This is a genomic window from Anaerotignum propionicum DSM 1682 (assembly GCF_001561955.1).
Lineage (GTDB): Bacteria > Bacillota > Clostridia > Lachnospirales > Anaerotignaceae > Chakrabartyella > Chakrabartyella propionicum.
The window spans coordinates 270,421-282,960 of record NZ_CP014223.1; the positions used below are offsets into that span (position 1 = coordinate 270,421).

Below are 12,540 nucleotides of genomic sequence, written 5' to 3' on the forward strand. Positions count from 1 at the left end.
TATTGCATTTTGGTGTTTCGGTACAATTTTGTTTCCGATTGGGGACAAATGTGTCAAAAAGCTGTAAACTATGGTTTTGTCTTATTTATTGAAAATAGCACTTTAAGGAGTGTCTATATATAAGCAACTAAACACTTAAGATGACGGAGGGAAAGGGTATGGAGAAATTAAAAAAACAAGGTTGGATGTATCGAATGAGAAAAAAGGAGGTTGGACAAAGGGGAATTAAGACACAGTTGGTTACCTTTGTTTCAGTTACGCTTTTATTACTCATTACAGTATTGTCTGTGAGTTCTGTATATTTTACAAGTAAGTCAACGGAGGTTTCCTTGCAGAAAACCATGCGGGAAACTTCTGAGTTGATTGCAAATAAAATTACAGAACAGCTTGACCAGTACGTGATTGTATCAGAAGCGGCAATTTTATACAAAGAGAATTCAAGCGCGCTGAATTTATCATCCTACTTACAGACGATTTCATCAAAATATAATCTGCAAGATATGGATATTACCGATTCCAGTGGTATTTCTTATAATGGTAAAAATAACTATGCTCAAGATGCAGTTTTTCAGAAAGCCATGGGGGGACAAAGTTTTTTATCTGATGCAATTGTTGAGGGAGAAGAAGTTTACTTTGAATTTGGGCATTCATACAAAAATTCGGTAGTCATGCTGAAAATTCCATATTCAGTTTTTGAAGAAATCATAGCCGGCGTACAAATTGGAGAAACAGGCAGTACTTATATTTTAAATAATCAAGGGGTGAAAATGGCCCATAAAGATTTTTCGTTAGTTCAGAAGAAACAAAATAATCTGGATGAAGTGAAAAAAGACCCTAAGCTTTATAAAGAGGTTGCGGCATTGGAAACCGAAATGACACAAGGCAAAAGCGGCTTTGGCTTTTATGTTTGGAAGGGCGATAAGAAGTTTGGTTCCTATACGCCCATTGACGGCACAAATGGATGGTCTGTCAATGTAACTGCTCTGGAATCGGAATTCATGTCCGGCGTAAAAACATCGGCGATTTGTACAGTAGGATTAGGAATTTTTGCACTTTTGATTTCTATTTTGGCAACGATAAGAATTGCATCACGGATAACCAAGCCTATTCAGGAAGTGGTTACTGCAATTGAAAAAATGTCGGAAGGCGACTTAAATATTGACCTTTCAGTTCACCGACAGGATGAAATGGGTCTTATCGCAATGAAAATCAATGAAATGGTAAGAGCTTTCAGGGATATTATCAGTGATATTTCACATTTCTTAAAAGAAATTGAGGATGGGAGATTAACGGCACAGGCTCAAAGTCAGTATCCCGGTGAGTTTAGTGCAATCAAGCAGTCTATGGAAAATATTGTGGGAAGCTTAAATCGAACGATGATGCTTATTCATGAAACTGCGGATCAGGTTAATATAGGGGCAGAGCAGGTGTCTGCCGGGGCACAAGCTCTATCTTCGGGTACGACTGAACAGGCGGCAACAGTAGAACAGTTATCGGCATCCGTAACCAGTGTTGCCCATCAGGCGGAACGAAACGCAGTCAGCGTACAAAAGGCAACAGAATATGTGGAACAATCTGTGCGAGGATTATCTGATAGCAATGAGTATATGCAGCGTTTAAGCTCAGCCATGATGGAGATTGGGGACTCATCCCAAGAAATTTCTAAAATTACCAAGCTGGTAGAGGACATTGCATTCCAGACCAATATTCTTGCGTTAAACGCCGCAGTGGAAGCAGCGCGGGCAGGAAATGCAGGCAAGGGCTTTGCCGTAGTAGCTGATGAAGTGCGCAATCTTGCGGCAAAGTCTGCGGAAGCAGCGAAACAAACTGCCCAGCTGATTGAAAAATCAACAGCAAAGGTATCAGAGGGTGAAAAGCTTGCGGATGAGACTTTAAAATGTCTTGTAGAGGTTTCCGATCAATCAGCAATGGTTGCAAGCTCCATTCAAGAAATTGAAACGGCTTCCGCAGAGCAGGCAACAGCCATTGCACAAATTAACCAAGGATTAACACAGGTTTCTGCCGTTGTACAGACAAATGCCGCAACGGCAGAAGAAAGTTCTGCATCCAGCGAAGAATTAGCAGCCCAGGCGCAAACCTTGCAGAGTGAAGTGGGTAAATTTAAGTTGGCGGATGCACAAAGTTCTTGGCAGTCTTCCCATGGGAATATGGAAGGAATGGCAATGGAGTTTGATGATTCTGGCAGTGGATATCAGTCAGGATTTGAAAAATACTAAGTCAAAAGATATTTTCATGTTAGAGTATCCATGATTGCTTGAGGTAAAAAAGGATGCTAGTGTTATAGGAATGAAAATCCATACAATCAAGAAAGGGAAGATGAAAAATTTGTAGTCTGCCCTTTTGAATGGCATAGAGCTAGTTTGTGCTCAAGAGACAGTCACGAAAGTTCTGCAAGTTTTCGGAGGTATTACATATAGATGAAATAGGATTCATATTTCAAAAGAAAATGAGAATTTGAATGTCATGATAATAATTTTAGAATACTATAATTTCGTTTTATAAAGTAAAATTTGTTGTGTCCTTTGCTTCTCATAAAGCAGAATGATAGTGAAATATGACCAGAGAATTTGAGAATTGAATGGTTGATGGTAGGAATACCGTAGAAAAAGCTTCTTTGTATTGACAAATATACATTTTCGTCGTAAGATGTATCCAATAAACCGATGAGGGAGAAGAGTACTTTCAAAAAGAAACAACAGAGAGTTGCCGTGGGTGGAAAGGCAGCGTAGATTTTTGAAAGGAATGGACTCCTGAGGGCGCGCAGAACCTTAAGTATGCAAGCCGGAGCAGATACTCCGTTACCAACGAGGGCATATGTTCGTATGTCAAGAGAGGGTACTTTTTAGTACCAAGCCGGGTGGCACCGCAGGAGTGAATTGTTGCTCTTGTCCCTGCAAAGAAATTTGTTGGGACAGGAGCTTTTTTATTGCAGAAAAACCACTTCTCCCAACTAATAAAAACCATCACCGAAATGAGAGGAGAAAACAGAATGAAAAAAAATGAGATTCCTTACAAAATTTATTTGGATGAGCAGGAGATGCCAAAGCAATGGTATAATGTGCGGGCGGATATGAAGAAAAAGCCCGCACCTCTTTTAAACCCCGCAACCCTAGAGCCTATGACAGTAGAAGAACTGGCACCTGTTTTCTGTAGAGAGCTGGTAGAGCAGGAATTGGATAACACCAATGCCTATATTGATATCCCTCAGGAGATTCAAGATTATTATAGAATGTACCGTCCATCTCCCTTGGTACGTGCTTATCGCTTGGAGGAAAAACTGCAAACACCTGCGAAGATTTATTATAAATTTGAAGGAAATAATACCAGTGGCAGTCATAAGCTAAACTCTGCCATCGCCCAGGCGTATTATGCAAAGAAACAGGGGCTTACAGGTGTGACTACAGAGACAGGTGCAGGGCAATGGGGCACAGCTTTATCTATGGCTTGTGCATACTTTGGTTTGGACTGTGATGTATATATGGTTAAGGTATCCTATGAGCAAAAGCCCTTCCGCAGAGAGGTAATGCGTACATATGGTGCAAAGGTAACACCCTCTCCGTCCATGACTACGGAGGTTGGTAAAAAGATTTTGGCAGAGCATCCAGATACCACAGGTAGTTTAGGCTGTGCCATTTCCGAAGCCGTTGAGTCTGCAGTGTCAAGGGAAGGATATCGCTATGTTTTGGGAAGTGTATTAAATCAGGTTTTGTTGCATCAGTCAGTGATTGGGCTTGAAGCAAAGGCCGCTATGGATAAATACGGCGTGATTGCTGATGTGATTATTGGCTGTGCAGGGGGCGGTTCCAACCTAGGTGGATTGATTTCTCCTTTCATGGGTGAAATGCTCAGAGGAGAGCGGGACTATCGCTTTATCGCTGTAGAGCCTGCATCTTGCCCCAGTTTAACAAGGGGAAAATATGTATATGATTTCTGTGATACAGGTATGGTAACACCCTTAGCAAAGATGTACACCTTAGGTAGTGGGTTTATTCCCTCTGCAAACCATGCGGGGGGACTGCGTTATCATGGCATGAGCCCTGTTGTGTCGGAATTATTCCATCAAGGCCTCATGGAAGCCCGTTCTGTAGAGCAAACGGCCGTGTTTGAAGCGGCGGAGATGTTCGCCAGAGTCGAGGGAATTTTGCCCGCACCAGAGAGTGCCCATGCAATTCGTGTGGCAATGGACGAGGCCCTACATTGCAAAGAGAAAGGAGAAGAAAAAACAATTCTCTTTGGACTAACTGGCACAGGTTATTTTGATATGCTTGCTTATGAAAAATTCAATGATGGCATAATGAATGATTACATTCCCACGGATGAGGATTTAGAGCAAGGATTTGCAGGAATTCCTAATATCCCTCAAAATCAATAAGCAGTTTGTTTTCGTAAGTACTTTCTATTTTGGGAGGTACTTACGTTTTTTCTGGAAAGCCATTGAATCAGAGTGTATATTGAATTGACAGCCCATAAAAAAAAGATTTTAAATATACAAAGGATCAATATGCAGCAGAGGACAAAGTGGTGGTTTTTTGAGATGAAATAGGATAGATACTAGACTTTTTTCTTATGTGCAGAGCACATTGGGGATTACATATGAAAATCCTTTGTTCAGGAACTTTCCCTTGTATGTAGAGGGCTTTGGCTATAGCAAGCTGTGGGTTTTGTTCTCGAATCAAATGTGATTTTAATAAAAGTATCAATTGTAAAAATAGAAGGGGTCTCTCTAATAAGAAAACTAAAATATTAAGAAAAGAAATTATTATTTGGAGAATTCTATTTTTTCGCTATCTCTGAAAATTCCTTTCTCTTGTGGTAATAGAAAATTTATGCTAGGCTAAAGCTATTCTAATTGTTTCGAGGTGGAAAAATGAGGTTTTTACCAAATAGTATCACAGTTTCAAGAATTTTTGCTTCATTTTTTCTGCTCATAACAGAACCGTTTACAGGTTCATTTTTTGCTCTTTATCTTTTTTGTGGCTTAAGTGACATCTTAGACGGATTTTTGGCACGAAGGCTTGGCTTGTCTTCGGCATCAGGAGCTACGTTAGATAGTATTGCCGATTGCATTTTTGTTTTTGTCGCGCTATTTACCTTGCTTCCTAAAATAGCTGTGCCTCGGTGGGTGTTGTTTTGGGTTTGTGGGATTTTTATTCTTAAGGGGATTACCTTTGTGATAGGGGTTTTTCGGTATCGTGGGTTGGCATTTTTACATACATATCTGAATAAGGCGGCGGGAGGAGTATTGTTTTGTTTCCCGCTAATGTATGCTTATTGGGGAATAACCATTACTGCATCCTTACTCTGTGGGCTTGCCACGATTGCGGCCTTGGAGGAGTTGTGTATTAATATCTTTGCAAAAGCGTTACAGCGGGATAGGAAAGGTTTGTTTTTTTAAATAAACTAGGAAATTGCTAATTTAAGGAACATTGGAAGATAAATTTGTCCCTGAATGGACTTAATTTTTTTCATCATTGAATCAAACCTTATAAACTTGGGTTTATCTATGGCTTGTTTCAAAAAGGACTATATTCAAAATAATAAAAGCCTGTTGCTATTTAGGGATTTGTTTTGCAAATCTAAGCACCAGGCTTTTTTAAGCGTTTTATGGTTTGGAATTGTTGTGTTTTTTCGTTTTTGTCCGAAAAATTCAACTTAGTGAGTTTATGTAATCAGGTTTCAAGCAGCAAATTTTCCTTTTGCACGGTTTGTCAGAAGCACCCGCTCTACGCTCCAATAAAAGTTCTCTTCACCGATGATTTCCTTTAAATCTGTTCTCTGCATCATCTTCATGGTGTGGGTGGGAAGGCCGCAAAGGGCAACATCAACTCCTTGACTGCGCAGACCTTCAATCAGCTCTCGCAAAACTTGAGCGCAGGATATATCAATATTGGAGACACCACGCATGGAGAACAGCACGGTATCAGCACCCTTAACCTTTTCTGCAATATCAGAAATAGCTTGGGTATTTGCAAAAATCATGGGGCCTGTGATATAAACCACTTTCGCGTTGCTGTAGCGTTCACAAAGAACGGGGTCAGTTACGTTCATGCGGCTCATATCAACATCTTCATAATTAATTTCGATAAAGGAAAGACGTGTTACAAGGAACACCAAGCCAATTACAACACCAACCAAAATTGCAATGGTCAGGTCAAACACAATGGTTGCTGCCATGGTTGCCACAAATTCCAGCATAGCTCCTTTAAATTTATGGGAGAAAATATAATGGATAGATTCCCATTCATTCATACGCCATGCCGTAACCATCAATACTCCTGCCAAGGCGGCAAGCGGAATTTGAGACATGATAGGAGCCAGAAGAAACATGGAAATCAAAAGCCCTACGGCATGAAAGATACCCACTAAGCGGGTTTGTGCTCCTGATTTTACTGCGACACTGGTACGGGCAATAGCCGCTGTGGCAGGGATGCCGCCGAAAAATGGCAAAAGTATATTACCAACACCTTGGGCAATCAGCTCTTGATTGCTATTTAGGCGAACCCCTGTCATTCTGCCTGCACTGGCACCGCATAAAAGGCTTTCAATCATGCCTAAAATTGCAATACTAAAGGCTGGGGTTACTAATTCGCCTAAGGTTTTTATGTTTAAAGCCGACAAGGTCAGACGACTTTCAGGGATGAGTGTTTTTGGGATTTCTCCAACTACGGCAACATCCAGCTGTAGGAACAAAGAGGCTGCTGTAGCAAGAATAATGCTCAAAAGGGAGGCAGGAATAACTGCACTCCATTTTTTTGGAAAGAAAACCATAAACAACACAACAAAAGCGCCCAAAAGCACTGCGGTTAAATTTGGAGAAAAGCCTAAGTGGGCGTAACTGAATAGTTTTGAAATTGCTGAGGTTCCCTGTGAATGGGTACCAAAAAAATTATCAATTTGTCCTAGGGCAATGATAACAGCAATACCCGAGGTGAAGCCTGTAATCACAGGGGCGGGGATAAATGCCGTTAGCTTACCCAAGCGTAAGATGCCAGAAAGAAGCAATAAAATACCCGCAATGAGCGTTGCAATATAAACCCCATTTAGGCCATAAGTGGCCACCAAAGACATAAGGATTGCAGCCATGGCACCCGTAGGCCCTGAAATTTGATAATATCCCCCAGATAAGCCGCTCATAACCAAGCCTGCAATAATAGCAGTGATTAAGCCTGCCGCCGCGTCAGCACCACTGCTGACACCGAAGGCCAGAGCCAACGGCAAGGCAACTGCCGCAACGGTAAGACCCGCCATCAAATCCTGTGTTAATTTGGATGCGTTATATCCTTTGAACTCTTGTTTTAAGCTGTCCCCAAAACTGCCCAGCATGAAATTATCCCCTCTCGAATCACAAAAAACTGTATTATTAAAATTAACTTAGAAAGTCGCACCCGCTTATCATAACAAAGCAGATTCTCTTTCTCAACAGTAAAAACAGGGATTTTAGGTAGAATTATAGTGGGTTTTTTGTGCAAGATTATTTGTATTGTGCAGTGTTTAAAAGGAAGGGCTGATTGATATAAAAATACTGCTTGCTTTTGTGGAAGGTGGACGAAACGGGTGTTCATTATGGGGGGAGAACAATAAAAAATTATTATCTTTTGGGGTCAGACAATAAGTAACTTACTACATGTGCGTGTAAATTTTTTATTAGGTGAGGGGAATAAAAAAGCCTGCTTCCTCGATGCAGAATCAGGGAAACAGGCAGATTTATTATTTTTTAACGTTCCTCTCTGAAATAGGGATTGGTTAAATCAGCAGGAGGCAAATCTTCTTTTTTATTTTTTCTTGTACTGATAATTACAATGATAATGGTTGCCGCATAGGGAAGCATGTCAATCAAGTATTGAGAAATCTGGATTCCCATGCTCTGCAAGCGGAAACCCAAAATGGATAAACCGCCGAACAAGAATGCGCCAAGCATTGCCTTGACTGGGTTCCAAGAAGCGAAAATTACCAACGCAACAGCAATCCAACCACGTCCGGAGATAATATGCTCCTGCCAAACGGGAACCGTCACCAGAGACATATAAGCACCGCCTAAACCGCACAAAGCGCCGCCCAAAAGGATGTGAACGTATTTATAAAGGGTTACGTTAATGCCTGAGGCATCCGCCGCCGCCGCACTTTCTCCCACAGCCCGAAGGTTTAAGCCTTTTTTGGTGCGGAATAGATAGTAGGTTGCGGCGATGATGGTAATGTAACCAAAGTAAACAAAAATATCTTGTTTAAATAAAATTTCTCCAATATAAGGAATAGAGGATAGACCGGGAATTGGTCTTGCCGCAAAAAAGCTTTTGATATCCCCGGGAACGATGGAGCCCATCACTCTCTGTCCTAAGAAACTGGCAAAGCCTTCACCGAAAATAGTCAGAGTCAAGCCGCAAACCGTTTGATTCACCCGAAGGGATACGGTTAGAAAGGCGTAAAGCAAAGCACCGATTCCCCCGGATAAAACTGCGCCCATCATGGCAAGTAAAGGATTATGGGTATTCAAGCCAACAATAAACCCGACGATAGCACCCATATACATCATACCCTCTACACCAAGGTTTAGATGGCCTGCCTTTTCGGAGAAAATTTCGCCTAAGGTGGCGAAAAGAAGAGGGGTACCCGCTATGATTGCAGCGGAAAGAAAACCAACTAACATCTTATTTCGCCTCCTTTTTTACTTTTATATATTTATGGAACTGCACTTTATATTGCAGGAAAAATTCACTGCCCAATACGAAGAACAGAATAATTGCCTGAATCATATCTGCAACGGAGGCAGGAACCTGCATGGAGATTTGAATATAGTTTCCTCCCTGCACCAATATGGCAAAGGCGATACAGACAAATAGTGTGGCAATGGCATTTAAGCCAGCAAGCCAAGTTGTAATGATCGCTGTAAAGCCGTAATTAGCGGAAAGGGAAGCAGACAGTGTTTTCTCAACTGCTGATGCCTGAATCATACCTGTTAAACCGCAAAGACCACCGGAAAGCAGCATAGAGATAATGATAACGGAGGAGATATTCATGCCAGCATAGCGGGCAGTTTCAATGCTTTCTCCAACGACGGAGATTTCATAGCCTTTTTTCGTGTGGTTCAAGAAAACATAGACCAAAACCACTAATATCAAGGCAATGATCCATCCCATATGCACCCCGCCAATGGAGGGGAGGATGGCATCATTAGAGAAAGTTGCAATTTTGGGAAAGCCTTGAGAAGCAGGATCCTTCCAAGGGCCATACTGCAAATAGGTGACAAATTTAATTGCCAGATAGTTCAGCATTAAAGTGAAAATGGTTTCGTTTGTGCCCATTTTAGCCTTAAAGAATGCGGGAATGAAAGCCCAAAGGCCGCCCATCACCATTGCCGCAACACCCATGGATAAAAGCATCAAAGGTCTGGGAAGGTCAAAATTCAGTGCAACGGCAGAAGCCGCAAAGGCACCCATCATAATTTGACCCTCACCACCGATATTCCAAAATTTCATTTTGAAGGCAACCAAAATACCTAAGGAGGTTATGACCAAAGGAATTGCCTTTAGGGTAGTTTGCTGAATACGGATTGGAGTACCCAAGGCACCTTTTACCATAGAGGTAAAGATTGTTATGGGGTTATAGCCCAAAAGGGCAATAATAAATCCTGCAAATACAATGGAAAGAGCCACAGACAGGGTGCGAATCAGTATTGCTTTATTACGGGGCAAATCATCTCGTTTTGTGATTTTCAAGGGAATCATGATTTTACCTCCTTTTCCAATGCGCCGCCTGCCATTAAAAGGCCGATGTCTTCTTTCGTAATTTCTTCGGGGTTAACGATACCTGTCATTTTACCACCGCAAAATACCATAATTCTATCGCAAAGGGCCATCAAAACGTCTAAATCTTCGCCGATGAACAGCACGCCGACACCCTTTTTCTTTTGCTCGTTCAATAAATCATAAATCTTATAAGACGCACCGATATCCAACCCTCTGGCAGGATAAGCGGTAATCAAAACCTTTGGATTGGAGTCAATTTCTCGACCCAAAAGAATCTTTTGGATATTACCACCGGAAAGCTTTTTGATGGGGTGGTGAACACCGGGAGTCAAAATTTCCAGTTGTTCCACCAATCGTTCTGCTTTTTTTGTACTTTCTTTTCTATGAAGGAAGAAGCCTGGCTGATTGGGATAATCACGTAAAATCATGTTATGCACCATATCCATAGAGCCTACCAAGCCCATACCCAAACGATCCTCGGGGATAAAGCCCATGCGGATGCCCAAGCGGATAATGTCTCTAGGACTTTTTCCTAAAATATTGGCGTTTTCGAAGAAAATACGTCCCTTTTCTGCAGGAAGAAGCCCTGCAATGGTCTCGCAGATTTCCTTTTGACCACTACCGGCTACGCCTGCAATACCTAAAATTTCACCTGCAAATAGGTCGAAGGTAATATCTTCCAAAGCATGCTTGTTTTCCTTGGTGGAAACGTGAAGACCGTCTACCTTAAGCAAGGGATTTTCTTGGGTGCAATGGGGTTTTTCCAGCTCCAAGTCTACCTTTTTACCAACCATCATTTCAATCAGACGATTTACTTCCACATCCTTGGTTTCTACGGTTTCGATGGACTGACCACGACGCAAAACAGTGATACGATCGGAAATTTCCATAACTTCGTTCAGCTTATGGGTTATGATAACCACAGCACAGCCTTGTTCCTTCATGTTTCTTAAAATGGCAAAAAGACGCTTGATCTCCTGAGGGGTTAGAACTGCGGTAGGCTCGTCCAAGATGAGGATTTTTGCACCACGGTACAACACCTTTATGATTTCCAGCGTCTGTTTTTCACCTACAGACATTTCATAAACTTTTTTATCCGGCTTAATATCCAGTCCATATTGGTCACAAATGGTTTGCATCTCTTTGGTGAGCTGTTTACCACGCAAGGCGATGCCTTTGCTCCCCATGACCATATTTTCCTTTGCCGTCATAACCTCCACCAGCTTAAAGTGCTGATGAATCATACCAATGCCCAAAGCGATGGAGTCCTTGGGGGAGGAAAAATCCACTTCTTTACCCAGAATAGAAATGGAGCCGCTATCGGGAGTATAGATGCCGGAAAGCATACTCATAAGGGTACTTTTTCCGGCACCGTTTTCTCCTAATAGCGCATGAATCTCACCGTTATATACAGTGAGATTCACGTTTTCGTTCGCCTTAACGGACCCAAAAGCCTTGGAAATGCCTTTCATTTCGATTGCTTTTACGGGTTCCATATTTTTTTCTCCTAGTATTTTCTAAAGGAAGTACTGATTTCTTAGTTTACAGCGGAAACGCCTTTTACTAAGCTCTGCATTACTGTCCAAATGCCTGCTCTGTCAAGAGTTTCGCCTTCTTTAACCAGTACATTTCCCTTTGTATCATAGATAGGTCCAACGAATACTGGGTATTCGCCAGCTTCCATTTTTGCTGCAACTTCGTTTACCTTAGCCTGAACTTCAGGAGGTACCAAATCTGTCATAGGTGCAAGGCCAACATAGCCGTCTTTCATTGTACCGTAGTAAGATTCGGGAACATAGGTACCAGCAATGATTTTTTCAATAGTAGGTACCAAATATTTATCGTGGTGCCAAACGGGAGCTGTTAAGAAAGCACCGGGAACGATTTCAGAGTTATCCAAGTTATAGCCGATTGCAAGCTTGCCAGCTGCTTCTGCTGCCAGCTGAGGGCCTGCGGAGTCAGCATGCTGTGTGATAATATCGCAATCCTGAGCCAACAAGGATTCTGCGGCTGCTTTTTCACCAGCGGGATCGCCCCAGCTATTGGTGTAAACAACCTTAACCTCTGCGTCGGGGTTTACGCTCTGTGCGCCCAATGCGAAGGCATCAATACCAATGTGTACTTCTGTATAAGGGAAAGCTGCAACATAGCCCAGCTTATTTGTTTTTGTCATCATACCCGCAATCATACCGGTCAGGTATCTAGGTTCTTCCATGGCACCGAAGTAGTTGCCAAAGTTTTTGTCGTTCATTTTGTTGCCGGAGAAATGCAAGAAGGTTACATCAGGATATTCTGTTGCCAATTCATCCAAAGCATCCATGAAGCCGAAGCTTGTACCAATGATAATGGTAGCGCCTTGGTCAATCATATTCATTGCTGTGGTTTTAACAGTTTGCTTTTCTTCAGATACGTTTTCAGCAATAATGGTTTCTACCTTATCGCCAAAGTATTCCTGTACAGCCTTTGTACCGTTATGCTGTGCCTGAGAATAGCCACCGTCATTCTGGGAGCCGATGTAGATAAAGCCTACCTTTGTTGCCTCTGCTGCTGGAGCCTCTGCGTTCTCTGCGGGTTTGGTATTACCACCACAGCCAACCAGAGCTGTCATGGACATTGCTACTGCCAACGTCAACGCCAAAAATTTTGTTAACTTTTTCATGGTTCCTCTCCTTTTCTTTTAACATCATTTTAAAATAGTGACAGGTATGTTAAACGCCCTCCCCTTTTTTTTGAAGGCGAAATAACCAGAAAATAAAAAAGCGTATTGATTGAAATC

At 42.0% G+C, this 12,540-nt stretch carries 8 protein-coding genes and 1 other annotated feature; of the genes, 3 read left to right on the forward strand and 5 right to left on the reverse strand.

Annotation, left to right across the window (positions count from 1 at the left end):
• The first annotated feature begins 158 nt into the window (after window positions 1-158).
• From CPRO_RS01240 to CPRO_RS01250, 3 genes are all read left to right on the forward strand, one after another.
• Window positions 159-2,237 (forward strand): methyl-accepting chemotaxis protein, encoded by a 2,079-nt coding sequence (locus tag CPRO_RS01240; protein ID WP_072743341.1) that lies wholly within the window; start codon window positions 159-161, stop codon window positions 2,235-2,237.
• 438 nt (window positions 2,238-2,675) lie between these two features.
• Window positions 2,676-2,917: a binding site (T-box leader), on the forward strand.
• 93 nt (window positions 2,918-3,010) lie between these two features.
• Complete coding sequence (locus tag CPRO_RS01245) at window positions 3,011-4,393, forward strand: TrpB-like pyridoxal phosphate-dependent enzyme (protein ID WP_066046926.1); 1,383 nt, start codon at window positions 3,011-3,013, stop codon at window positions 4,391-4,393.
• Window positions 4,394-4,888: 495 nt separating this feature from the next.
• Window positions 4,889-5,416, forward strand: a complete 528-nt coding sequence (locus CPRO_RS01250; RefSeq protein WP_066046928.1) for a CDP-alcohol phosphatidyltransferase family protein — start codon at window positions 4,889-4,891, stop codon at window positions 5,414-5,416.
• 281 nt (window positions 5,417-5,697) lie between these two features.
• On the opposite strand, the gene CPRO_RS01255 is transcribed toward CPRO_RS01250, so the two are convergent.
• The 5 genes from CPRO_RS01255 to CPRO_RS01275 form a co-directional block, all read right to left on the reverse strand.
• Window positions 5,698-7,344, reverse strand: a complete 1,647-nt coding sequence (locus tag CPRO_RS01255) for a SulP family inorganic anion transporter (protein ID WP_066046930.1) — start codon at window positions 7,342-7,344, stop codon at window positions 5,698-5,700.
• 391 nt (window positions 7,345-7,735) lie between these two features.
• Window positions 7,736-8,665, reverse strand: coding sequence for an ABC transporter permease (locus CPRO_RS01260; RefSeq protein ID WP_066046932.1), 930 nt, complete (start codon window positions 8,663-8,665; stop codon window positions 7,736-7,738).
• 1 nt (window position 8,666) lies between these two features.
• Window positions 8,667-9,743, reverse strand: a complete 1,077-nt coding sequence (locus CPRO_RS01265; protein ID WP_066046934.1) for an ABC transporter permease — start codon at window positions 9,741-9,743, stop codon at window positions 8,667-8,669.
• The gene (locus CPRO_RS01270) at window positions 9,740-11,260 is read right to left on the reverse strand and encodes an ABC transporter ATP-binding protein (protein ID WP_066046936.1); all 1,521 of its coding nucleotides are present in this window, start codon (window positions 11,258-11,260) and stop codon (window positions 9,740-9,742) included. The genes CPRO_RS01265 and CPRO_RS01270 overlap by 4 nt, the downstream gene beginning before the upstream one ends.
• A gap of 41 nt (window positions 11,261-11,301) precedes the next feature.
• A complete protein-coding gene (locus CPRO_RS01275; RefSeq protein ID WP_066046938.1) occupies window positions 11,302-12,423 on the reverse strand; it encodes a BMP family ABC transporter substrate-binding protein in 1,122 nt (373 codons plus the stop codon).
• Between the last annotated feature and the right edge of the window lie 117 nt (window positions 12,424-12,540).